The organism is Kitasatospora sp. NPDC056181 (assembly GCF_042266225.1).
GTDB lineage: Bacteria > Actinomycetota > Actinomycetes > Streptomycetales > Streptomycetaceae > Kitasatospora.
In genome coordinates this window covers 43869-67539 of record NZ_JBHJUK010000034.1, presented here as the reverse complement: position 1 = coordinate 67539, position 23671 = coordinate 43869, and the positions used below count along the sequence as shown (strand labels likewise).

The window sequence follows — 23671 nt, the reverse complement described above, 5'->3', positions numbered from 1 at the left end:
CGCCGCGGGAGCGGCCGGGGCGGCGTACGGGTTGCCGGCCGGAGCGGCGGGCGCGGGGGCCGCGTGGGCGGCGGGCGCGGGCGGGGCGGGCGGCAGGACCGGCGGCGGGGCGTCGATGTAGCCGGTGTCGGCCACGGCCGGAGCGGGCTCCGGCGCAGCGGCGGGAGCCGGGGCCGCAGGGGCCGGGGCCGGCTCGGGCGCGGTCACCTTGCTGAACGCCAGCGTCGGCGTCGACCCACCGGCGGCCGGGGCGGCCGGCGTACCCGCCGCGGCGTCGGTCAGGGTGTAGTCGGCCTCGGGCGCCTCTGCGGGGGCGGGACCGGCGGACGCGGCGGACGCGGACTGCGCCGGACCGTCAGGAGCAGGACCCACCACCCCCTGGCCGCCGGAGGGCTGCTCCCCCTGCGGCCCGGTGGACCCAACCTCGCGCTCGGTGCTCACGGACGACCTCCATAGCTGACAGGACCAACAACCATAGTTTTTCGCACACTCGATTCGATTGCCGTAAGGACCCTTCTGAAGAACTCATAAGAATCCTTAGCCCGGCCCAACAGCGCCCCCGGCCGCAGCCCCGCGACGCCCCCGCGACCGGCCTCCCGACCGCCTTCGCGACACCGCCCTCGACGTCCCGCGATGCGGACCGCCAGGCGTCTGGCCTTGGCCTACACCCCTGCGCCGGTTAGCCTGTCGCTCCAAACTGACACGCGGGAGCTTGGACCCACCAGGCTGAGAGTGCGCCGGTCGACCGTACGCCACGGACTCCGTGGACGGACCGTCGAGGGGGCGCAGACCGCCGGAACCTGTCCGGGTAATGCCGGCGTAGGGAGTATCGGCCATGCCGCCTGCTTCGCCATCCTCTTCTTCGGGCGCGCCCGCGTCCAAGGGTTTCCCCGAGTCGTCCACGACCGTTCACTCGGACGCGACCGCCCCCGCCCCCGGTTCCAAGGCCGCCACCGCGGTGCTGGACCGGCCGGAGCACGAGGGCCGGGTCGAGGCGCCGCTCGTCCTGGACACCGAGCCGCCGCGCACGCTCCGCTTCCGGGACCACTTCGCGCTCTGGATGAACCTCGGCGTCAGCCTGATCGGCTTCACCACCGCCGCGACCGTGCTGGGCGCGCAGGGCAGCGAGCTGTCGCTGGCCGCCGCCGTCACCGCGATCGTGGCCGGCACCGTGGTCGGCACGGCGATGCTCGGCGTGGCCGCGCTGATCGGCGCGCGCACCGGCGCCCCGGCGATGGCGAACCTGCGCGGGCTGTTCGGTACGAGGCTCTCGTACGTCCCGACCGTGCTGAACATCGTCCAGTGCATCGGCTGGGGCGTGTACGAGCTGCTGGTCATCGCGATGGGCGCGCAGACCGTCGCGCACACCGAGGGCTACCGCTGGGTCTTCGTCGTCCTGGCCGGTGCGGTGACCACCGCGCTGACCATCTGGCCGCTGGGCGCGATCGCGGTGCTGCGCCGCTTCGTCGCCGGGGCGGTGGCGGTGGCGATGGTGTACTTCACCGTCCAGCTGGGCCGCCAGGGCGTGCCGGACCCGGGCGCCGGCAACTGGCACGGCTTCCTGAAGGCCACCGACGCGATGATCGCCGTCTCGATCTCGTTCGTGCCGCTGGCCGCCGACTACACCCGGCACTCGCGCACCCCGCGCGCCGCGTTCTGGGGCAGCTTCTCCGGCTACACCCTCGCCCAGGTCTGGTGCTACGTGCTCGGGCTGTTCGCGCTGCTGCAGTCCGACGGGGACGCCACCAAGATCTTCGACTCGTTCCTGGGCGTCTGGGCGGGCTGGTTCTTCCTGCTGGTCCTGGTGCTGCGCGAGACCGACCAGTCCTTCGCCAACGTGTACTCGACCGCGATGTCGGTCCACAACCTGCTGCCGAAGGTGGACCGCCGGGTGCTGACCGGCGGGACCGGCCTGCTGATCACCGTGCTGGCGCTGCAGATCACCGAGTTCACCGACTCCTACTACGCCTTCCTGGGCCTGATCGGCTCGGTGTTCGTGCCGATGTTCGCGGTGCTGGCGGTGGACTACTTCCTCGGCGCCGGGCGGCGCGGCTGGAACCTCTCCGACGACGCGCCGTCGCGCTGGCTGATGCTGCTGCCGTGGGCGCTCGGCTTCGCGGTGTACCAGCTGATCGCGCCGACCGCGATCGCCGGCTGGTGGACGGACTTCTGGACCTCCGCCCAGACGACGCTGCACTTCACGCCGCAGGAGTGGACCTCGGCGTCGCTGTTCGGCTTCCTGGTGCCGGCCCTGGCCACCTGGGCGCTCACCCCGCTGACCCGGCGGTCCGCACCGGCCGGGACGCCCGCCGGCTGATCCCCACCGACTGATCCCCGCCGCCCGACCGGCGACGGCCCGGGCAAGGGCGCAACGACCCGGCGGCGGCCCGAGCGAGGGCGACCCGGCCCGGGCACGACCCGGACGAGGACGGCGGCCCGGAAGACACCCTGGACGAAGACGGCCCCGCAGGTTGGGGCCGTCTTCGCATGTCCGTCACCTGCGACGCCTATCGTGGACGCGTGACCAGCCCTGACCTCTCCCCGGCGGCGTCGCGCACCGCGCCGCCCGTCCAGGTGATCGCCCACCGCGGTTCCTCGCACGCGCTGCCCGAGCACACGCTCGCGGCCTACCGCCGGGCGCTCGAAGAAGGCGCCGACGCGGTCGAGTGCGACGTCCGGGTGACCGCCGACGGGCAGCTGGTCTGCGTGCACGACCGCCGGATCGGCCGGGTCTCGGACGGCCGCGGCACCGTCTCCGCGATGACGCTGGCGGAGCTGGAGGCGCACGACTTCGGCGCGTGGAAGACCGGCGTGCCGAGCGAGGACCCGGAGCTGCGCGGCGTGCTGCGGCTGGAGAGCCTGCTGGAGCTGGTCGCGGACTGCGGACGGCCGGTGGACCTGGCGATCGAGACCAAGCACCCGGTCCGCTTCCGGGGGCGGGTGGAGAGCGAGCTGCTGCGGATGCTCGACCGGTTCAAGATCGGCGGGGCGCAGCAGGACGGCGGTCCCCGCGAGGACGACCGCCCGGCGGCCCGGATCATGAGCTTCTCCTCGCTGGCCCTGACCCGGGTGGCCGCCGCCGCACCGGAGTACCCGCGGGTCTTCCTCTTCGAGCGGATGCTGCCGTTGCAGGGCCGGCTCCGCCTGGGCGCGACGCTGCCGGGCCGGGCCCGGATCGCCGGGCCCGGCATCGACCTGGTGCGGGCCAGGCCCCGGCTGGTGACGCGGCTGCGCGAGCTGGGCCACCAGGTGCACGTCTGGACCGTGGACGAGCCGGCCGACGTGGACCTCTGCCTGGAGCTCGGGGTGTCGGCGATCATCACCAACCGCCCGGCGGAGGTCCTGGCCCAGCTCGGGCGGTGACCGGGCGGCGGGGCACCACCGACGGCGACCACCCGACGGTGACGGCGACGGCGACCACTCGACGGTGACGGCCGGCGGTGACCACCCGACGGGGCGCGGTTCCGCCTGCGCGATCTATTGATCGCCCTGGTAGGAACCCAAACCTTCCACGATCGTTTTTTGCCGGAGATTATCCGTTTTCACGACGGAGGGTGAGCGTCGAATCACCTGTCGAGCACCGTGGGTCGCGGTGCTCGAAATGTCCGCGAGGGATCGCCGCGCGGTCGTTTCCGACGCATTACCAAGGGGCATCCATCCCTCGGCATACGCTGAAGGAGGTCCGGGGGTGGCGTTGATGGTGGCGCGTGAAGTGCCGACTTCATCGACCATGGCAGTGCCGCACGGCCCATCGAGTGTCGGGGTCGCACGGCGCCGACTGCGTCGAGATCTGGGTGACCGGGAGATTCCGGAACCGGTCATTGATGATGCTGTTCTGATCCTTTCCGAACTGCTGAGCAATGCCTGTCGCTACGCACGGCCGCTCGGCCCGCTGCCCGCGCTCGGCCGTAGTGCCCGCGCCGAGGTGGTGGACCAGGTACTGGTCGGCGTCCCCTCGGGGGCCGCCGGCGCACCGGGCGCCACGGCCAGGGCCGCCGCCCCGGCTCACGCCCAGGGTCACGCCCAGTCACAGGCCCGCACCCAGTCCCAGGCCCAGGCCGCCCAGCCGGACGACGGAGAGGACGGCGGCGGCGTGCTGGTCCGCTGGCAGATGCACGCGGACGGGGTCCTCACCCTGGAGGTGACCGACGGCGGGGCGCAGACCCGGCCGTCCCCCGCCAGCCCGTCGCTGACCTCGCGCGGCGGCCGCGGGCTGAGCATCGTCGGCCAGCTGGCCAGCGACTGGGGCGTGCGCGACGCGCCCGGCGAGGTGACGGTGTGGGCGGCGCTGCCCGCCCGGGCCCGGCACGCCCGGCGCACCGGCGGTGATGCCCGCAGCGCCTGAGGTCTGCGCGACCCCCGGGGTGTCCCCTCCCCCGCCCGGCGTCCCGGCGCGTGCCCACGTGCCGGGGGAACGTCAGTAGGCTGCCCGGAGCACAACACAACCGTCCCCGGGAGAGCCGCACCATGGGCAAGAAGGCCGCCAAGAAGGCGCCGCAGCGCAGCCAGTCCACCACCGCCGTCACGGGCGAGATCCCCGTCGTCGGGGCCCGCGAAGACTGCCCCTGCGGTTCGGGCCGCCGGTACAAGGCGTGTCACGGCCGCGAGGCCTCGCACGCCGTGCAGGAGCTGGTGCACCGCCCGTTCGAGGGCCTGCCGGGCGAGGCCGACTGGGTGGCGCTGCGTGAGCTGGTGCCGGCCGCGACGGTGCCCCTGACGCTGGCAGCCGGGGTGGCCGAGGCCGCCAACGGTGACGTCCCGTCGGTCACGCTGGCCACCGTACTGCCGCTGGCCTGGCCGGCCCTGCGCCGCCAGGACGGTTCGATCCTGCTCGGCCTGCAGACCCAGTCCGCCTCCGGCGACCTCAGCCGCGACCTGGCCGACGCGCTGGAGCTGGCGCTGGCCACCGAGCCCGGTACGCCGGTGCCCGCCCGCCGCACCGTCCCGGGCGGCCGCCGCCTGCAGGACCTGCTGGACGCCGAGGCCGCCTTCGTGCCCGCCGTGCACACCGGCTTCGAGTTCTGGCTGGAGGACGCCGAGACCGCCACCGGCGAGGTGGCCGCCTCGCTGGAGCGCGCCAACGCCTCGGCGATCCCGACCGAGAAGCTCGACAGCGTGGACTCCGCGTACTGGTGCGGCACCCCGGACAAGAACCACCTGCGCTGGGTGATGACCGTCCCGGAGGAGCAGCTGCTGGACGCGCTGGCCCGGCTGACCGCCGCCGACCGGTCCTCGATCGGCCCGGACACCCGCCTGGTCGGCTCGTTCCGCGCGCACGGCCTGACCGTCCCGGTCTGGGACCTGCCGCTCGCCATGACGGCGGCCGACTGCGAGAAGCCGGCCGCCGAGTTCGCCGAGCGGCTCGCCGCGACGCTGTCCGACACCACGCCGCTGACCGCCGAGGAGCGGCGCGCCCGGGCGAACCTGGTGAACCGTCAGGTCACCCTGAACTAAAGGCGGCCGGGATCCGGGTGATACGCGTCACATTGGCCGTCAGGACCGCAATTTCCGGGCTGTGAAGGCCTCTTGGAAATTGGCGTGGCCGCGGATCCTTGTTACTGTCTAAAGAGTCCGGTCGCTGGTGCATCCCCCGTCGCCAGCGGCCGGATCTTTTGTTTTTCCGGATCAAGCCGTTCGGCCGTGCCCGATCAGTCCGCCACACGGGCCCACGGCGAGCCCCGCGGAGCGTCCGCACCAGCCGCACGAAGTTGCCGCACCAGCCCCGCGAGGACCGCGCGAAGCCCCCGCGAAGCCCGGGCGAAGACCGACACCAGGCCCGAAACCCAGCCCGGCGCCAAGCCCGTGGATCACCGTGAAGGGCCCGGCGCGGTCGGCACCCCGACCGCGCCGCACCTCGGGCAACGCCGTTCAGTACGCCGAACGCCCGCTGTCCAGACGGACCGTCGCCTCGACCAACTCGCCCAGCAGCGGCCCGACCTGGGGCAACCAGACGCCGCCGTCGGCCGCCGCGCGGGGCGCCCGCACCCAGCGCACCTGGCCACCCGCCCCGCCTCCGGGCGGCAGCGGGAGGAATCCGCCCGCCCCGTGGTAGCGCAACGAGCCGGGAACCCAAGGGAGTTGGACGAGCATCTCGCCGAGCACGTCCAGCGAGTAGGGGGCGACCAGGAGCGCGTACCGGCCGGGCAGCGCGAGCACCGGGCCGAGCGGCAGCCGCAGCGCGCCGAGATAGGCGATCGCGCGGACACCGGCCGCGGCGGGCAGGCTGACCGCCGAGACGGTCCGGCCGGTCGCGGCCAGCACCGGCGCGTCCGGGCTCTGCCGCTCCCACCACCACCGCACCATCCGGGCGTCGGTGGTGGCGGCGAGCAGCGACGGGTCGTGCGGGTGGGCGCCGGGGACGGCGCAGTCCGGGTCGCCGCAGGAACAGGCGCCGCCGACCACGAGCGTGCCGGGCACCACGGGCCAGCGGTGGTCGACGGCGGCCGCCAGGGCCTCGGCCAGCCGGGCGGCACGGGCCGCCGAACGGCTGCTCCTCGGGTTCTCACGCATGGCGCTCGTTCCTTTCCGTGACCGCTCGGTTCGCTCCGGGGCCCGCCGGCCCGCGTCGGGCTGCGCCGCACCGGCCCGGAGAAGGGGGCGGGGGCGCGACGAGCGGCGTGGCAGCGGTGGAGCACGGTGTGGAGCACGACCTGAAAGGGCCGCGGATTAGAACAGCCCTTGGAACGAGAATCCCGTATGCGACCGGATGGACGCCGCCCGGGCGCGGTTGGTTCCACCGTACGAGTGAGTGACTTCCGGCCGGCCCGGTCCGCGGGCGGCCAACGCATACGATCCGGACGGCCACCGGAGCCGTCCCCACGGTTCTGCCCGTTCTCCGGCCGCTCCATGCCCTCGTCACCCACCGGCGCGCGCATCAACGGCTCGCGCCCCCGAGTGGGCAGCGGCGGGCGGGGAACCGGCCGCCCGCGTCGTCACGGATCTGGACATGCCCCGAATGGCCTGTGTAGAAGTGGTGGCATTGCTGTCGATCAATGACGAGTAGTAGTGAATCGAGGCGAAACGCGCCCTTTGGCCGTCCTCGCTCCAATCGGCCGTACCTGGGGGTTCCGCATGACACGTACCGCGTCAGGAGTGGCGGCATGACCGAGTCCCACCCACCGTCGACCTCCTCCGAGCCCGGCGAGCCCTGCGGCGCCAGCGGGCTCTCGGTGCTCGACCCCCCGGGCTTCCCCGGCCCCGCCGCCGGACCGGCCGTGGAACAGGCCGCCGGACCGGCCGGGGAGCTCACCGGTCCCGGCGACGGGACCGCCACCGACGAGCCGGCCGACCCCGCCGGGGACCGCACCGCCCCCACCTCCTCGGCGCAGGACCGTTTGGCCGGACGACTGTCCGATTTCACCAGCCTGCACGAGCACACCGCGCTGCTCGCCCGCGCCCGCGGCCTCGCCGCCACCCTGGACACCGTGCTGGCCTCCGGCACCGCCCTGCTCGGCGCCCGCCGCGCCCTGCTGGTCACCGCACTGCCCGGCGGCGGGCCCAGCCAGCCCGTCGGGTACGGCCTGGACCGCGCCAGCCTCGGCTCGCTGGAGACGGTGCCGCCGGAACAGAGCCTGGTCGCCCGGCTGCTGCGCGAGCACGACCGCCCGGCCCAGCTGTCCTCCCGCGACCTCGCCACCGACCCCGCGATCGGCCCCCGGCTGCGCGAGCTCGCCGCCCACCTCGGCCTCGGCGGCTGCTACGGCCTGCCGCTCGCCACCGAGGACGAGGGCCCGCTGGCCGCCGCCCTCTGGTTCTACGACGAGCCCGCCGGGCCCACCGAGCGCCAGCGCGAGCTGGCCCGCCGGTACTGCGAGGTGGCCGCCCCGCTGCTGGCCAAGCAGCTGGAGGCCGAGAAGGTGCGGCGCACCACCGAGGCGCTCCGCCGCGGTCTGCTGCCCGACCGCCTGCCGCAGCCCGCCGGGCTCCGCCTCGCCGCCCGGCTCGTCCCGGCCGGCCTGGACCACTCCTGCGGCAGCGACTGGTACGACGCCATCCCGCTGCCGGACGGCACCGTCGGCCTGACCGTCGGCAGCGTCTCCGGCGACGGCCCCGGCGCCGGACCGGGCTCGGCGCCCGGCGCGGCCGCCGCGATGGGCCGCGTCCGGGCGGCCCTGCGGGCGTACGCGGTGCTGGAGGGCGAGGACCCGGTCTCCGTCCTCGGCGACCTGGAGCTGCTGCTCAAGACCACCGAGCCGACCCGCAGCGCCACCGCCGTCTACGCCTGGGTGGAGCCGGAGGACCGCCGGATCACCCTGGCCGGCGCCGGGCACTGCCCGCCGGTGCTGGTCACCCGGTACGGCGCCGAGTTCGTGGAGACCTCGCTCTCCGCCCCGCTCGGCATGCTCTCCTGCTGGGAGGCACCGGGGGTCGAGCTGACCGCCGGACGCGGCGACACCCTGCTGCTCTACACCGAGGGCCTGGCCCGCCGCTGCGGCCCGACCCTGCACGCCGGACAGGCCAACCTGCGCCGGGCCGCGGCCGACGCCCCGCGCGACGTGCGGATCGACCCGGACCGGCTCTGCGCCCACCTGCTGGCCGTCTGCCCCGATCCGGACGCCGCCCCCGCCACCGACGACCTGATGCTGCTGGCGGCCCGCTTCGCGTAGGCCCGGCGCCTCCCGCCGCACCCCGAACAGGTGGGCGGCCGTCCGTCCGTACCATGGACGGACGGCCGCCCACGCGCGTCGCGATCCGACGCGGCCGGGGCGGCACCACGCGCAAGGAGGCGACGTACGTGACCGAGGACCGCACCCCGGCAGTGGCCGAGAACCCCGAGGCCACCGGCGGCGAGGAGCAGCCGAAGCAGTTCAAGGGCCGCAAGAACGGCCTGTACTCGGAGGTCTCCGACGAGCTGGCCGCCTCGATGAAGTCCGGCTGGGCCGACACCGAGCTGCACGACCTCGCCCCGGTCGCCCAGGCCCCGTACGCCGCCGAGCGCCGCGCCCGGCTGTCCGCCGCCTACCCCGGCGAGCGCCTCGTCGTCCCGGCCGGCAACCTGCGGGTGCGTGCCAACGACACCGACTACGACTTCCGCGCCGCCAGCGAGTACGTGCACCTCACCGGGGACCAGACCGAGGACGCGGTGCTGGTCGCCGAGCCCACCGGCGACAGCGGCCACACCTTCGGCCTCTACCTGCTGCCCCGCTCCGACCGGGAGAACGGCGAGTTCTGGCTGGACGGCTACGGCGAGCTCTGGGTCGGCCGCCGCCACAGCCTCACCGAGCAGGAGCGGCTGCTCGGCCTGCCCGCCCGCGACGTCCGCAAGGCCGCCGACGAGCTGGCCGAGCGGGCCAAGGGCGACGCCGTCCCGACCCGCATCGTGCGCGGCTACGACGCCGGCCTGGAGGCCGCGCTGGCCGAGGTGCTGGACGCCGACAAGGACGCCGAGTTCAAGGAGTTCCTGAGCGGCCTGCGGCTGGTCAAGGACGAGTGGGAGATCGGCGAGCTGCGCGCCGCCTGCGCCGCGACCGTCAACGGCTTCACCGACGTGGTCCGCGAGCTGGGCCAGGCCGTCGCCACCTCCGAGCGCTGGATCGAGGGCACCTTCTGGCGCCGCGCCCGGGTCGAGGGCAACGACGTCGGCTACGGCTCCATCTGCGCCGCCGGCCCGCACGCCACCACCCTGCACTGGGTCCGCAACGACGGCGAGGTCCGTCCGGGCGAGCTGCTGCTGCTGGACGCCGGCGTGGAGACGCACACCCTCTACACCGCCGACGTCACCCGCACGCTGCCGATCGACGGCCGGTTCAACGACCTCCAGCGCAAGATCTACGACGCGGTCTACGACGCGCAGGAGGCCGGCATCGCGGCCGTGAAGCCCGGCGCCCGGTTCCGCGACTTCCACGACGCCTCGCAGCGCGTGCTCGCCGAGCGCCTGCTCGCCTGGGGCCTGCTGGACGGCACCGCGTACGACGTCGAGAAGGTCCTGGAGCTGGGCCTCCAGCGCCGCTGGACCCTGCACGGCACCGGCCACATGCTCGGCCTGGACGTCCACGACTGCGCCCACTCCCGCACCGAGGAGCACGTCGACGCGCTGCTGGTGCCCGGCATGGTGCTCACCGTCGAGCCCGGCCTGTACTTCCAGCAGGACGACCTGACGGTGCCCGAGGAGTACCGCGGCATCGGCGTCCGGATCGAGGACGACATCCTGGTCACCGCCGACGGCAACGAGAACCTCTCGGCCGGCCTTCCGCGCCGCTCCGAGGACGTCGAGGCGTGGATGGCCTCGCTCGCCTGAACCCGGTGACGTGACGACGGCGACGGCCCGGCTCCCCCCGTGAGGAGCCGGGCCGTCGCCGTCGCGGGCCGGCCGTCGTGGCCGGGCCGTCTCGGTCAGAACTTCACCGCGGGGTGCATGGCGACCGGCTCGGCGTAGTGGCCGTCCGCCACCGCCCCGGCCTCGACGGTCAGCTTCTCACCGGTCTTCCACGGCTTGGTGATGCCGACCCGGAAGGTGTACTCGACCGTCGTCCCGCCGGTGCTCTCCAACTGGGAGGGCGCCACGACGAGCCCGCCGTCGCAACCCTCGACCACCTCCATGGTCTTCCACTCCCCGCGGACGTTCACCGCGACGTCGACGTCCTGCGGGGTGAGCAGGCCGGGCGCGGACGCCAGGTCCGGCACGGTGATGACGGGCCGGCCGGAAGCACCGGGCTCCCGGGTGACGGACATCCGGAACTCCGTCGGGGTCTTCCCGACGACCAGCTCGGTGGGGCCGGAGAGCACGGACACCTTCGGGCGGTGGTGGTCGACGACGGCCGGGCGCACCACACCGCCGGCCAGCTTGTCGAACCTGGTGGTCGACGGGACGTAGGCGTCCGCCTCGACCGCCAGCCGGCCCGGACGGTTGCCGACGTCCAGCTTCATGCGGTACTCGACCGTCCGGCTCTCGCCCGGGCCCAGCGAGAAGGCCGCGTCGTTGCCGCTCATCGCGTAGTCCATCCCACCGCCCTGGCTGAGGTGCAGCGACTTCCAACCGCCGGCGTCCTTGCGCTCCAGGGTGCCCTCGGCCATCGAGAGCATCACGCTGCAGGGCGCGCCCTCGTACATCTGGGTCGCCACGACGGGCGCCACCGCGGGGTGGGCCATGGGGTCGTTGTTCTTCCAGGTGACGGAGAAGGAGACCACGTCCCCGACCTCGACCTGCTGCCCCTCGCGCAGGCCGTCGAAGGTCACCGCGATGCCCCGGGCTGCGGACGCGGCGGCGGTGCTGTTCCCGGCCGCCTTCGTAGCGGCGTCCCGGGCGGCGCTCGCAGCGGCGCTCGCGGCGGCCGGCGCCGTCGCCTTGGCGGTGCCCGCGGCGGAGGAGGCGGAGGCGGGCGCCGAGGTGCCCGTGGCGGGGGAGGCGGAGGCGGGCGCCGAGGTGCCCGTGGCGGGGGAGGCGGAGGCGGGCGCCGAGGTGCCCGAGGCGGCGGAGGTGCCCGCGGCGACCGACGTGCCGACGGAGGCGGAGGCGGAGGTGCTCGCGGCGGCGGCGGGCGAGGAGGCGGGCGCGGAAGACGCCGGAGCCGCGGTGGCGGGCGCGAACGTCCCGGCGGCCGACGCGCTCGCCGGGGCGGCCTGCACGGCCTGGGCGCTCGGCGCACCGGCCGAGCCGTCCGTCGGGCCGCAGGCCGACACACCGACGGCGGCAACGACGGCAAGCGGAACAATCTTCGCAATACGGGCGAAAGACGACATGCGCATGGAACGACTCCCCAGGGTCTCAGCGTGGCGTGGAGGTGGACGCTCCCCGCGTCCCGAGGCCGGCCGGTGCTCCCGACTCCCCGCCGGTTCCGTTTCCCTGCCCCTCGCCCTGATAGACGTGCGTCCCCCGCGGAGGTTGCAGGTCGGTCCAGAGGTTTTTTCCCCGACATGCCAGAGGCGCCGCGAGCAGGGAGAAGACCCTGCTCACGACGCCTCATCGGGCTTATCGGAAGAGCTACTTGACGACGCGCACCGGAACGCTGCGCTCGCCGATGACCGTCAGCTGGCCGGTGCCGTCGTACGGCAGCGTCGCCCGCGCCGTCACCGGCATGACCCCGGCCCCGTCGGTGGCGGCCAGGGACATCCGGTACTTGACCGTCCTGCTCTGGCCGGGCGCCAGCGGGAACGAGGCGTCCTTGCCCAGCATCGCGTAGTCCATGCCACCACCGGGCGAGAGCGGCAGCGGCTTCCAGACGTCACCGTCCAGCCGCTCCAGCTTGCCCTCGTTGATCTGCACGGCCCCGGCGGGCGTGCCCGCGTACTGCTCGGTGTAGACCAGCGGCTGGACCGAGGCGTAGCTGGTCTGGCCGGTGTTCTTGTACGTCACCGAGAAGGACACCGTCGTGCCGTTGGTGGTCACCTGCTGGCCCGAGGTCAGGCCGTCGACGCTGACGGCGACGTCGTTCTGGTTCGCCTTCAGCTGCGGGGCCGTCCGCCCGCTCAGGTCCATCGTGTTCAGGATCGACACCAGTCCGGACTGGTGCTCGGGCTTGAGCCCGACCGCCGCGAGGAAGACCTGGTCGGACTTGAGCGACCAGAGCTGCGCCGTGAAGCTCTCCTTGGCGTTGCAGGAGACCTGCCACTGGGTCTTGAAGACGGGACGGCCCGCCACGATGTCCCGGGTGCGCAGCGGAGCGGTGGTGTTCTTCAGCTGGTCGGACCCGCCGATCGGGTGCGGGTTGCCCCAGACCGGGCAGTAGGGCTGGGTCGTCCAGCCGTCCGTCAGGTCGCCGCTCTCCACGGTGGGCCAGGTCGCGTGGTCCACCTCCTCGGCCGTGCTGTAGACGCTCAGCTCCGCGCCGTACGGGGAGCAGTCGGTGGCCGTCGCGGCCTGCGGGGCCCCGGGGGCCAGCACGCAGAGCGTGGAGGTCCCGGCCGTCCTCAGCGGCGCGACCCGCCAGCCCGCCGGCACCGTGAACTTCACACCGCGGAAGGTGTACGGCGTCGCGGGCGTGTTGGGCTGCGTGGTGGCGCTGGTGGTGGTGCTCGGGCTGCCGGCGGGCGTCGGATCGGCCGCCCCGCCCGGCTCCTCGGTCGTGGTGGCGGTGGCCGAGGCGGTGGCGCTCGGGGTCGCGCTCGGCGTCGTCGTCGGCTCGGCTGTCGGGCTCGGGCTCGGGCTCGCCGTGACCGGGGCGGTGGCGGCCGGCCCCGGGTCCTCCTGCTTGGCGACGGGGCCGCCGTTGAAGGCGAGCACGCCGAACGCCACCGCGGCGGCCAGGCCGAACAGCGGCACGGCGGCGATGTACGCCGGCCGCAGCCGGCGGACCCGGCTGCTCGGCGGGGCGGACGGGCGGAGGCTGTGCGCGGTGATCTGCGTCGCACGGGCGTTCATCGCCTCGCGGAGCAACCGTTCCATCGGGGTTTCGTCCGGCCCGCCACCGTCGCCGCCGATTTGGCGGGGAAGCTTGTCGGTCATCGAACCTTCTCCAGATGCTTTTCCAAGGCGTCCAATGCCCGGCTGGCGGTGGACTTCACGGCGCCCCGGGACAGCCCCAGGGTCTCGGCTATCTGCGCCTCCGACATGTCCGACCAGTAGCGCAGCACGAGTACCTCGCGCTGGCGGGGGGTCAGCTCCTGCAGGGCGACCAGGACCCGCCGGTGCTCGTCGTTGAGCACGGCGTGGTCCTCGGCCGACGGCGCATCGGCCTCGTGCGGGGGAACGTACTCGCGGGCCGTCTTCCGGCGCCGCAGCATCGACCGGGCACCGTTGACCACCGAGGTCCGCAGGTACCCGAGGGCGTTGTCCAGGTCTTCCAGCTGCTCCCCGTGCCGCTGGTAGAGCTGGGTGAACGCCTCCTGGACGACGTCCTCGGCCAGGTCCTGGTGGTCGACCAGGAGGACGGCCATCCGGACCAGGCCCAGACGGTGCGCGTGGTACAGATCGGTCAGGGTCGGCCGCTCCTCCTCGGCCGCCCGCTTGCGCCCCCCGCGCAGCAGCCGGAAGCCCGAACGGCGCTGTGCCGCCTCCTGGTCCGCGCTCACATCGGCCGTCGCGCCGACGGCCTCCTGAGCGCCGAAGAGGAGAGCGACCAGCCCGGCGAAGGAGAAGCCGCGGCTCCGCCCGGGTCCCGCGATCGGCCCGATGGCCATGGACATGTACGTTCTGCTTTCCCCCAGGACGGCTTCCGGTGCGACCCGGCCCGTCAGGAACTGTGATCATGATCGTGATCTGCGGGAATCCTGCCAGTACCGTTCTTCCGGCTCCGGAACGCCCCCCATACCGATGGACGCGCGGCGAGGCCCGGGGTTGCAGTCGTTCCCGGAAAAAGTTCCGGACTGGCCGGAACGGCTACACTCACCGCCATCCCGCCACCCGTCAGCAAGGGGTCTCCCGTGGCCGATCAGCAGCCGTCCGAGCAGCGGACGACGGACCCGCGGACGACGGACCGGCGGACGGCCGGGCCGGTGGCCGTCGCGATCGGACGGCGCCCGGAGCCGGTGCACGACGTCGCGGTGTACGCCTTCGACGGCATGACGCCGTTCGAACTCGGCGTGGTGGTCGAGGTGTTCGGACTCGCCCGGCCGGAGCTCAGCGGCCTGCTGGCGGCACCCTGGTACGGGCTCAAGGTCTGCGCCGACCGGCCGGGCACGGAGCTGAACGCCGTCGGCGGCTTCTCGCTGACCACCCGTCACGGTCTCGCCGACCTCGCCGCCGCCGACACCGTCGTGATCCCCGGGGTGCCCAACGCGTTCAGCGGCGACGTCTCCCCCGGACTGGTCGCCGCGCTGCGCACGGCACACGAACGCGGCGCCCGGATCGTCTCGATCTGCTCGGGCGCCTTCGCGCTGGCCGCCGCCGGCCTGCTGGACGGCCGCGAGGCCACCACCCACTGGCGGTACGCCGAGCTGCTCCAGCAGCGCCACCCGTCGGTGCGCGTCAATCCGGACGTGCTCTACGTGGACGGCGGCTCCGTGCTGACCAGCGCCGGCAGCGCCGCCGGGATCGACCTCTGCCTCCACCTGGTCCGCCGGGACCACGGCGCCAAGGTGGCCAACAGCGTCGCCCGCCGCTTCGTGGTGCCCCCGCACCGGGACGGCGGCCAGGCCCAGTTCATCGAGGCGGCCGTCCGGCCGGTCGAGGAGGAGGACGACGGCATCGCCCGCTCCATGCAGTGGGCGATGGACCACCTCTCCTCGCCGCTGACCATCTCCCTGCTGGCCCGCGCCGCCCAGATGTCCGACCGCTCCTACCTGCGCCACTTCACCGCCCGCAACGGCACCAGCCCGATGCGCTGGGTCGTCACCCAGCGCATCGCGGCCAGCCTGCCGCTGCTCGAATCCCCGGAGGGCACGGTGGAGGAGGTCGCCACCGCCGTCGGCTTCGAGAGCGCCGCGACCTTCCGCCACCACTTCGGCCGCGTGATGCACACCTCCCCCACCGCCTACCGCCGCAGCTTCGGCCGCGGGGTCGCCTGACCCCCGTCCGGGGGCGCCAGGGCGTTCCTAGGCCTGCTCGCCGGTACGGAAGGCCGCGTTGGCGAGCATGGCGTCGTGCAGCCACTGGGCGAGGCCCGGGGCGAGCTGCTCGTAGGTGGCGGTGAACCGCGGGTCGGCGACGTACATCCCGGCGATGCCGCGGTGGATCTCGAAGGTGCAGTCGTAGAAGTTCTCGCAGATGTGCTGGCGGTGGACCTCGGCGAGGTCCATGGCCGGGCCGCCGTCGGCGGGTTCGCCGGCGGTGAAGGCCTCCACCAGGCGGGCGTTGAGCGCGTCCGCCTCGGCCTTGATCCGCTCCCAGTCGGCCTTGGCGTAGCCGCCGGTGCGGCGCTGGGACTGCGCCCAGGCCTCGGTGTCGCCCCAGCGCTGCTCGGCCTCGGTCTCCCACTCCTCCTCGTAGGACTGACCGAAGACCTCGAACTTCTCCTCCGGGGTCAGCTGGATACCCATCTTCTCTGCCTCCATGGCGTGTTCGACGGCCGCGGCCAGTACCTGGAGGTGGGCGATGCGGTCGGTCAGCAACCGGTGCTGGCGCCGCAGGTGCTCGCTCGGGCTGACCGAGTGGTCGTCCAGGATGGCCGCGATCTCTTCCAGGGGGAACCCGAGTTCGCGGTAGAACAGGATGCGCTGCAACCGGTCGAGGTCGGCGTCCTGGTACCGGCGGTAGCCGGCCGGGGTGCGGCCCCGGGGGGACAGCAGTCCGATCCCGTCGTAGTGGTGCAGGGTCCGGACGGTGACTCCGGCGATCTTCGCCACTTCACCGACCGAGTGTCCTCCGGTCATTCGCGGTGCTCCCTTCCTGCTGACCACGAGCCTCCCGCCTCCCGTTGCGTGAGGGTCAAGCCCAGTATCGGCAGATCCGGCCCACCGGCCCCGCGCGCACCGGGAGCCGTCGGCACCGTGCGACCCTCCTAGCGGACGGCCCTGCCCGGGCCACGGGTTGGACGAAGCCGCCTATTGCCGGGCCGGACGGCAGCCAGCAGCATGGGCGCCATGACCACCACCTCTCCGCCCCTGGTACGACGGCTGGCCGCGGAGGCGGTCGGCACGACGGCGCTGGCCGCCGTGGTGGTCGGCTCGGGCATCCAGGCCGCCGCGCTCAGCTCCGACGGCGCCGTCCGGTTCCTGGTCAACGTCGGCGCCTCGGCGTTCGCCCTGACCGTGCTGATCGAACTGCTCGGCCCGCTCTCCGGCGGGCACTTCAACCCGCTGGTGACGGCGGGCGCGTGGTGGTCCGGCCGGCGCGACGGCAGCGGTCCGGTGCCGACGCTGCGCGAACTGGGTGCGTACGCGGCCGCGCAGACGGCCGGCGCGGTGGCCGGGACGGGCCTGGCCAACGTGATGTTCGGGCGGCCGTTCGCCGAGGCGTCCGGGCACGGCCGGGACGGCACCGCACTCTGGCTCGGCGAGGCGGTCGCCACCGGGACGCTGATGCTGGTGGTGGCCGGGCTGGCCGGCAGCGGGCGCGGGCGGCTGGTGCCGGCGGCGGTCGGCCTCTGGGTCGGGGCGGCCTGCTGGGCCACCTCCTCGGGCGGGTTCGCCAACCCGGCGGTCACCCTCGGGCGGGCCCTGACCGACAGCTACACCGGGATAGCGCCCGGCTCCGTGCCGGGCTTCGTACTGGCCCAGCTGGCCGGGGCGGCGGTCGGCGTGGCACTGGCGGCGGCGCTGTTCGGCCGGTCCCGGGCGGCGCGGACCACCCGGGTGCCGGACGACGCGCGCGACCTCGTCACGGGCTGACGCCGACTCGGGTGCCGACGCTGCGCGGCCGGTGTCGTCGCGCACGGGCCGGTGTCGTCGCGAGCCGGCGTCGTCGCGAGCCGGCGTCGTTGGCACAGGCCGGCGTCGTCGCGGGCTGAGGCCCCCGGCTAGGAGGCCGCCCCCACCAGTGCCCGCTCGCGCCCGCCGGTCACCCCGCCGTCGGCCCGGTCGTCGCCCCCGCGGCGCGGACGGCGGGTCCGCCGGGTGGGCCAGAGCAGCACGTACCCGGCCGAGACCACCACGAAGGCGAGCCGGACGAGGCCGCGTGCCGAGTCCGACGGGATCAGCAGCGTGCCCCCGTACAGCGCGGCCAGCGCGATCCAGCTCCACCACGGGACCAGCCGCTTCTGCCCGACCGCGTCCCAGAGCAGGGTGCCGAGCAGGATCGATGCGGTGTAGTAGGTGTAGACGCTGGGGTCCAGGAGGATCCGGGCGTCCGCCCCCAGCAGGACGACGGCCGGCCAGCGGCCGCGCCAGACGGCGATGCTGCCCAGCGCCAGCCCCAGCGCGAACTGGGTGGGCCGGTCCCACCACGGGGTGGCCGGGTCGGTGACCCCGAACCAGCGCAGCGCGGAGGCCGGCTGGTTGGGGATGGTGAACTTGGCGGCGGCCACCGTGTCCAGGTTGCCCAGGTAGAACGGCAGCCAGGCGACGGCCACCAGCCCGGCGAACCAGAGCGCGGTCCGCAGCCAGGCCGGCCGGGGCAGGGCGAGGATCAGCGGGGCGAAGGCCAGCGCCCACGGCTTGGAGTCCACCGCCAGCGCCAGGTACACGGCGACCTGGATCTGCTTGCCGCGGCTCAGCGCGTGCGCGGCGAGGGTGGTGAAGAAGAGCGCCAGCACGTCGTCGAGGTGCGCGAAGCGGACCGAGACCTCGACCCACATCGGGATGAACGCCAGCCCGGCGACCAACAGCCGCTGCTGGAGCCGGCGGTGGTTGGTGCCGGTGCCGAGGTAGTACCAGGCGGCGGTACGGCCGACCAGGACCAGCATCACCAGGCCCAGCCCGGACATCGCCGCCTCGGCCAGCACCGCGCCGGTGTGCGCGGCGAACGGGTCGAAGAGCCTCGCCACGGCCAGGCTGACCGGGCCGATCTGCAGCTCGGGGTGGTGCGCGTAGAGCGAGAGCCCGCCGTCGGGCTGGCCGCTGAAGAGCAGCTCCTCACCCTGGCGCAGGTAGTGCCAGGAGAAGCCGCCGCTGGGCTCGACCAGCAGGAACCAGAGCACCGTCCAGGCGACCAGCAGGACGTGGTGCCTGCGCAACGGCAGTCCTGCGATCCGCCCCGTGGCGGCCTCGTAGTCGGTCCTGGCCCGTGCCGAACGTGCTCCCCGCACCCCTGTACCTCTCCGCGCTGTTCCGCCCCCCTCCGGCCGGTCATCCTATGGGACCCCGGGGAAGCGGAAGCGCCCCTCGGGTGTCCGGCGGGCGGACACCCGAGGGGCGCTTCAGCGGTTCGCCTGCGCTCAGCCCTGCTGGGCGGACTTGCGGCGGCGCAGCACCAGGAGGGTGCCGGCACCGGCCGCGAGGACGGCGCCGCCGGCGATCGCGATGGCGGTGGTGTCGTCACCGCCACCGGTCTGGGCCAGCGCCTTGTCCGCGTTGTCGGCGGCGGCCTTGGCCTTGGTGACGGCGGCCGGGGTGAGCTTCGGCGCGGTGACGGTCGGGACCGCCACCGGGAAGTCGATCGGCTGCTGCACGTCGCTGCTGCTCGCGGCCGGGGCCGGGGCGGAGGCGGTGGCGGACCCGCTCGGCGCGGTGGTGGCCGAGGCGGACGGCGAGGCGGTCGCGGTCGTCGACGCCGACGGCGAGGCGGTCGCGCTGCTGGTGGCCGAGGCAGACGGCGAGGCGGTCGCGCTGGTCGACGCGGACGGCGAGGCGGTCGCGCTGCTGGTGGCCGAGGCGGACGGCGAGGCGGTCGCGCTGGTCGACGCCGACGGCGAGGTGGACGCGGACGGCGAGTGGGTGGCCGTCGGACTCGGCTTGCCGGTCGGCTTCGCCGTGGTGGGCTTGCCGGTCGGGCTCGGCTGGCCACCGCCGGCCTTGATGGTGAAGCCCGCGCCACGGATGCCGTCGCAGCTGAAGCGGGCCTCGCCGGACGGCTCGTGGGTCTTGTCGTCCAGCGGGGCGGAGAACACGACCGGCACCACGCCGGCCTTGCCCAGCGGGGCGTCCTTGGTGAAGGAGGCCCGGACCTTGATGACGAGGTTCTTGCCCTGGTTGACGACCTGGAGGGCGTCGTCGACGACGTTGCCGTCCTGGCCCACGCCACCGAGGACGGTGAGCACCGCGTTGTCGTCGCTGTCCCCGCCGCCGGGCGCGACCGAGCCGGGCAGCCACTGGCCGCCGGGCAGCTGGTACTCGACCTTGAGGTCGCCCGCCTTCAGGCTGCCCTCGCGGTTCTTGAACTTGAGCAGCGGGATGAGGACGAAGTCGTGCTTGGTGGAGTTGTCGATCTTGAAGGTGAACTCGCGGGCGTCGCCACCCGCGATGAAGGTGTCCGGCACGCCGCGCACGGACAGGTCGAGGCTCTGGTGACCGGCCTTGTCGGCCTGCGGCGCGGCCGTGGCGGACGGGGACCCGGTGGTTCCGACGGCGGCGGCGCCCTGGGCACCGGCGAGCACCATCGAGGACGCGAGCGCGGCGGCGCCGGCGAGGGCAAGACTGCGACGAATGGACATGGGCAAGGAAGACCTCACGAGAGTGTCTCCGGGCGCGGCCCGGGGGCGCGGCAGGGCAGTGCTGTCCGAACAGCAGTCCCCCCGCGAAGCTGAAAGTCCGACGGAGACTACCGAAGGACCCCGCACTCCCGGAAGGCGGGTACCACGCTTCGTACACGCCCCCGCCGACGCCCTGTCCGATTGGCCCAACTCCGTCGCCCCGTGCGGCTTTTGCGCCCGACTGCCGGGTGCCACAGCGTGACCGGTACACGCCCGGAGGGGCCTCCCCCGGTACGGGTCAGCCGGCGAAGAACGACTCGGCCGCGGCCAGGGCCGGTTCGTCCTTCAGCACGTCCCCCGGGCGGGTGCCGTTGCCGAGCAGCGCGCCGCCCCAGCGCATGCCCATGTAGTCCGCGCAGAGCCGCAGGGTACCGATCAGCGGGTCCGCCTTGTCGGGCTCGGTGGCCAGCGCCGTGACGGCCCAGACGGTACCGCCGGCCATCCGGGCCCGGAAGTCCGCGCCGGGCACCCGCAACCAGGCCGACCAGTGGTCGAGGTAGAGCTTGGCGCTGGTCGGCAGCGAGTACCAGTACAGCGGCGCGACGAAGACCACGTCGGTCGCGGCCAGCGTGGCGTCCAGCAGGGTCCGCTCGTGCCCGACCGGCTCGCCGAAGCCCCCGTCGTCGGCGTGACGGCGGTCCTCGAACAACGGCAGCGGGTGCTCGCTCAGCCGCAGCCAGCGCTGCTCGGCACCGGCCGGCAGGCTCGCCCCGGCGGCGATCCTGGCGAGCTGTTCGGAGTTTCCGCCCGGCCGCGAGCTGGCGTTCAGGAAGAGGAAACTGCGCGGCGCTTCGGCACCGGCCGGCAGGCTCGCCCCGGCGGCGATCCTGGCGAGCTGTTCGGAGTTTCCGCCCGGCCGCGAGCTGGCGTTCAGGAAGAGGAAACTGCGCGGCGCTTCGGCACCGGCGTGCTGCTCGGACATGGGGCCCCCGTGGCTGTGACGACTCGAAAAGAGCTTCGAGTCTACGAGCCGGCGCTACGACGCGGCCGACGGCACCTGCCGGTCCGTGTACAGGTGCAGCAGCTCGCCGAGCGTCGGGTCGCGGCGCAGACCCCGGTCGGCCAGACCGAGCCGGGCCGCGACGCGGCGGGAGCCGGCGTTGTGGGTGTGGATCCAGGCCGCCACCGGCACCTCGGGCGAGTGCCGGCGGGCGGCGCCGGCAGCGGCCCGGGACAGCTCGGTGGCGTAGCCGCGGCCCCAGTGCGCCGGGTCCAGCCGGTAGTAGAGGTTCCAGAAGCCGGAGGCGGGCTGGAAGGCCACGCCACCGACGCCGACCACCGTGCCGTCGGCCGGGAGCCGGGCCGTCCAGTAGCCCAGGCCGAACGACTCCCAGGACTTGACGGCCCGTCCGATCCAGGCCCGGGTGGTCTCCTCGTCCCGGTGCCGCCCCTCGGGGACGTGGCTCCACGTCCGGGGGTCGGTGTTGATCCGGAACAGCTCGGCGAGGTCGTCGGCGCAGACCGCGCGCAGCTCCAGCCGGTCGGTGCGGACCAGCCACGGCTCGCCGGAGCGGGGTTCGTTCGTCAGCGTCACGGCGCGATCGTAGGCAGCCGCGACGGCACCGGGCACCGGGTTTTCGCCGCCGGGAGACGAGGTTCCGACGCCGGGAGACGGGGTTCCGACGCCGAGACACGGGGGTCGGTGCCGCCCGCGGGGGTCTGTGCCGCCCGCGGGGTTCGCCGCCGGGACGCGGGGTGGTCCGCCGGTTCGCGTCGCGCTTACGCCGGGAGCCCGGCCCGGCGGCGGGCGACGGCCGCGACGGCGGCCCAGTCCTTCTCCCCGTCCCCGTGCGCGAGCGCGTCCAGGAAGGCGTCCCGCAGGATGCTGCCGAACGGCAGCGGCACATGGGCGTCGGCGCCGGCGGTCAGCGCGAGGTTGACGTCCTTGAGGCCGAGCGGCAGCCGGAATCCGGCCGGTTCGTAGCGGCGCTCGGCGACCATCGCGCCGTAGCCGGAGTAGACCGGCCCGGGGAAGAGCGTGCCGCTGAGCATCTCGATCAGGTCGACCGGCCGGACGCCGTTGGCCTCGGCCAGACTGCACGCCTCGGCCATCGACTCGATCGCGCAGGCCAGCAGGAAGTTGGTGCTGATCTTGGCGGTGTTGGCCTGCGGCGGGCGCTCACCGAAGTGCCACGTCCGCCGGCCCATCGCGGCGAGCAGCGGCTCGGCGGCTGCGAGCGCCGCCGGGCTGCCCGCAGCCAGGATGTTGAGCTCTCCGGCCGCCGCCACCGGGGGCCGGCCGAGGACGGGAGCGGCGACGTAACCGAGGCCGTGCTCGGTGTGCAGGGCCTCGGCGCGCTCGGCGAGCGCCACCGAGATCGTGGCCATGTTGACGTGGACGGAGGCGGCGGCCCCGGCCAGCAGGGCCGGGTCGAGCAGCAGCCGCTCGACCGCCTCGTCGTTGGCGAGCATCGAGACCACCGCCTCGGCCGCGAACGCGCCGGCCGGACCGTCGGCGGCCTCCGCCCCCTGGGCCACCAGCGCGGCCACCGGTTCGGGCGAGCGGTTCCAGACCCGGACCCGGTGACCGGCCCGCAGCAGACTGGCGGCCATGCCCTGCCCCATCGCGCCGAGCCCCACGAACCCGACCGTCATCCCGCCCACCGCACACTCCCACCCTCGCCCGGCAACGTGTCGCCGGACGCCCGGCCCGCCCGACTGTACGTCAGGACGCTCCCGCCACAAGGCTCAAGCGCGCCCGCGTCCACACTCCCACCCCCGGCTGACCGCCCGCCCGGACGCTCCCCGCTGAGGCGCTCCCCGCTCGGGGCTCCCTGCTCGGGGCTCCCTGCTCAGGCGACCGCCCGCTCGGGCACGACCGAGATCCGGGGCAGGCCCGCCTCCAGCTCGGCGATCACCCGGTGGCGCAGCAGCTCGTACTGGGCCTGGAGCCGGCCCGGGCGCTGCGGACGGGCGACCGGCCGCCCCGGACCGACCAGCTCGTCCGGGCCGAACTGCTCGCGGGTGAGGTCGATCTCGACGCCGGTGGCGAACCGGTTCCACCAGTGCAGGTCCGTCCGGACCCCGCCGACGTGCACCTCGCCCATCATCAGCTCGCCGCCCAACAGGTCGTGCAGCACCATCGCCGTCACCCCGCACTGGCCGCGGGCGGGATTGTCGGGACGCCAGTGGGCCAGGTCCTCGGGCGCACAGGTGTCGACACCCCAGGAGGAGCGGATCGCACGTTCGATGTCGTTGAGGGTCCACGCCGTCATACCGGGAAGCCTGCCACGCGCCACCGACAGCGGCACCCGGCTTTTCAGTCGGCCACCCCCTGTTCTGCGCCGACTTTCTCGATCTTCACTCGTACGAGCAGCTCGCCCGGAACCCCGTTGCGGGCGCCGTACTGCTCGGCGAGGTCCTCGCCCATGTAGCGGGCGGCGATCCGGGTGGCCCAGGTGCGCACCTCGGCCAGGTCGTCACTGAGGTTCGCCGTGCCCTGCACCAGGACGTAGGAGAACGGCGGGTGCTCGTCGTCCACGCAGAGCATCACCCGGCCGTCGCGGGCGAGGGTGCGGCCCTTGACGGTGTTCGCCCCGGTGTTGAAGACGATCTCGTCGCCGTCCAGCAGGAACCAGACCGGCGCGACGTGCGGGCGGCCGTCGGCCCTGGTGGTGGCGATCTTGGCGGTACGGGTGCCGGCGGAGAGGAAGGCGCGCCACTCGGCCTCGGTCATGTGTGCCATGCCCGTCATCCTGGCCGCTCCGGCACGGCACCGCACCAGGTACCGGACGGATTCCCGGCACGGGCGCCTGGGGGGCGGGGCGCCGGGGCGGTCGGGGGCCCGCCCC

At 74.2% G+C, this 23671-nt stretch carries 20 protein-coding genes, 1 pseudogene and 1 riboswitch; of the genes and pseudogenes, 8 read left to right on the top strand and 13 right to left on the bottom strand.

Translation table 11 applies throughout. The annotated features are described in order from the left end of the window. Positions 1-441: pseudogene (locus tag ACFC1F_RS16030) on the bottom strand (hypothetical protein); the annotation flags it as partial. Positions 442-694: 253 nt separating this feature from the next. Continuing rightward, positions 695-843: riboswitch (TPP riboswitch) on the top strand. Between ACFC1F_RS16030 and ACFC1F_RS16025 the strand changes: the two are divergent. The 4 genes from ACFC1F_RS16025 to ACFC1F_RS16010 all read left to right on the top strand — a co-directional run bounded on the left by ACFC1F_RS16025 (position 836) and on the right by ACFC1F_RS16010 (position 5454). Then, positions 836-2317: a purine-cytosine permease family protein gene (locus ACFC1F_RS16025; protein WP_376158755.1), complete on the top strand. Its 1482-nt coding sequence runs from the start codon at positions 836-838 to the stop codon at positions 2315-2317. (Overlaps the previous riboswitch by 8 nt.) A gap of 203 nt (positions 2318-2520) precedes the next feature. Next, positions 2521-3363 (top strand): glycerophosphodiester phosphodiesterase family protein, encoded by an 843-nt coding sequence (locus ACFC1F_RS16020; RefSeq protein WP_376158753.1) that lies wholly within the window; start codon positions 2521-2523, stop codon positions 3361-3363. A 334-nt stretch (positions 3364-3697) separates the two neighbouring features. Then, a complete protein-coding gene (locus ACFC1F_RS16015) occupies positions 3698-4345 on the top strand; it encodes an ATP-binding protein (RefSeq protein WP_376158751.1) in 648 nt (215 codons plus the stop codon). A 122-nt stretch (positions 4346-4467) separates the two neighbouring features. Continuing rightward, entirely contained in the window at positions 4468-5454 is a 987-nt protein-coding gene (locus tag ACFC1F_RS16010) for a DUF5926 family protein (RefSeq protein WP_209415591.1), read from the top strand. A 414-nt stretch (positions 5455-5868) separates the two neighbouring features. Here the strand turns inward: ACFC1F_RS16010 and ACFC1F_RS16005 are convergent, their stop codons facing one another. Then, the gene (locus tag ACFC1F_RS16005) at positions 5869-6510 is read right to left on the bottom strand and encodes a bifunctional DNA primase/polymerase (RefSeq protein ID WP_209415592.1); all 642 of its coding nucleotides are present in this window, start codon (positions 6508-6510) and stop codon (positions 5869-5871) included. Between the two features lie 590 nt (positions 6511-7100). Here ACFC1F_RS16005 and ACFC1F_RS16000 point away from each other — a divergent pair. Further along, on the top strand, positions 7101-8606 hold the full coding sequence (locus ACFC1F_RS16000) for a PP2C family protein-serine/threonine phosphatase (RefSeq protein WP_376158749.1): 1506 nt from the start codon (positions 7101-7103) through the stop codon (positions 8604-8606). Positions 8607-8734: 128 nt separating this feature from the next. After that, positions 8735-10237 (top strand): aminopeptidase P family protein, encoded by a 1503-nt coding sequence (locus ACFC1F_RS15995; protein ID WP_376158747.1) that lies wholly within the window; start codon positions 8735-8737, stop codon positions 10235-10237. A gap of 95 nt (positions 10238-10332) precedes the next feature. Here the strand turns inward: ACFC1F_RS15995 and ACFC1F_RS15990 are convergent, their stop codons facing one another. The 3 genes from ACFC1F_RS15990 to ACFC1F_RS15980 form a co-directional block, all read right to left on the bottom strand. Continuing rightward, complete coding sequence (locus tag ACFC1F_RS15990; RefSeq protein ID WP_376158745.1) at positions 10333-11685, bottom strand: hypothetical protein; 1353 nt, start codon at positions 11683-11685, stop codon at positions 10333-10335. A gap of 235 nt (positions 11686-11920) precedes the next feature. Further along, complete coding sequence (locus tag ACFC1F_RS15985) at positions 11921-13381, bottom strand: hypothetical protein (RefSeq protein WP_376158743.1); 1461 nt, start codon at positions 13379-13381, stop codon at positions 11921-11923. Continuing rightward, the gene (locus ACFC1F_RS15980) at positions 13378-14061 is read right to left on the bottom strand and encodes an RNA polymerase sigma factor (RefSeq protein WP_376158741.1); all 684 of its coding nucleotides are present in this window, start codon (positions 14059-14061) and stop codon (positions 13378-13380) included. Before ACFC1F_RS15980 ends, ACFC1F_RS15985 begins: the two co-directional genes overlap by 4 nt. A 237-nt stretch (positions 14062-14298) precedes the next feature. Here ACFC1F_RS15980 and ACFC1F_RS15975 point away from each other — a divergent pair, with 237 nt between their 5' ends. Then, entirely contained in the window at positions 14299-15381 is a 1083-nt protein-coding gene (locus tag ACFC1F_RS15975; protein ID WP_376158739.1) for a helix-turn-helix domain-containing protein, read from the top strand. Between the two features lie 27 nt (positions 15382-15408). Here the strand turns inward: ACFC1F_RS15975 and ACFC1F_RS15970 are convergent, their stop codons facing one another. After that, positions 15409-16185, bottom strand: a complete 777-nt coding sequence (locus ACFC1F_RS15970; protein WP_376158737.1) for a MerR family transcriptional regulator — start codon at positions 16183-16185, stop codon at positions 15409-15411. 210 nt (positions 16186-16395) lie between these two features. On the opposite strand from ACFC1F_RS15970, the gene ACFC1F_RS15965 reads away from it, so the two are divergent. Next, entirely contained in the window at positions 16396-17142 is a 747-nt protein-coding gene (locus ACFC1F_RS15965) for an aquaporin (RefSeq protein WP_376158735.1), read from the top strand. A gap of 128 nt (positions 17143-17270) precedes the next feature. Here the strand turns inward: ACFC1F_RS15965 and ACFC1F_RS15960 are convergent, their stop codons facing one another. The 7 genes from ACFC1F_RS15960 to ACFC1F_RS15930 form a co-directional block, all read right to left on the bottom strand. Continuing rightward, positions 17271-18497 (bottom strand): hypothetical protein, encoded by a 1227-nt coding sequence (locus ACFC1F_RS15960; RefSeq protein WP_376158733.1) that lies wholly within the window; start codon positions 18495-18497, stop codon positions 17271-17273. A 129-nt stretch (positions 18498-18626) separates the two neighbouring features. After that, positions 18627-19841 carry an LPXTG cell wall anchor domain-containing protein gene (locus tag ACFC1F_RS15955; RefSeq protein ID WP_376158732.1) on the bottom strand — a complete coding sequence of 405 codons (1215 nt, stop codon included), beginning with the start codon at positions 19839-19841 and terminating at the stop codon, positions 18627-18629. A gap of 277 nt (positions 19842-20118) precedes the next feature. Next, a complete protein-coding gene (locus ACFC1F_RS15950; RefSeq protein ID WP_376158731.1) occupies positions 20119-20802 on the bottom strand; it encodes a flavodoxin family protein in 684 nt (227 codons plus the stop codon). Positions 20803-20856: 54 nt separating this feature from the next. Then, complete coding sequence (locus tag ACFC1F_RS15945) at positions 20857-21414, bottom strand: GNAT family N-acetyltransferase (protein WP_376158729.1); 558 nt, start codon at positions 21412-21414, stop codon at positions 20857-20859. Between the two features lie 185 nt (positions 21415-21599). Then, positions 21600-22475 carry an NAD(P)-dependent oxidoreductase gene (locus ACFC1F_RS15940; RefSeq protein ID WP_209415601.1) on the bottom strand — a complete coding sequence of 292 codons (876 nt, stop codon included), beginning with the start codon at positions 22473-22475 and terminating at the stop codon, positions 21600-21602. A 197-nt stretch (positions 22476-22672) separates the two neighbouring features. Then, positions 22673-23095, bottom strand: coding sequence for a hypothetical protein (locus ACFC1F_RS15935; protein WP_209415602.1), 423 nt, complete (start codon positions 23093-23095; stop codon positions 22673-22675). A 44-nt stretch (positions 23096-23139) separates the two neighbouring features. After that, on the bottom strand, positions 23140-23556 hold the full coding sequence (locus ACFC1F_RS15930) for a PPOX class F420-dependent oxidoreductase (RefSeq protein WP_376158757.1): 417 nt from the start codon (positions 23554-23556) through the stop codon (positions 23140-23142). Positions 23557-23671: the final 115 nt, after the last annotated feature.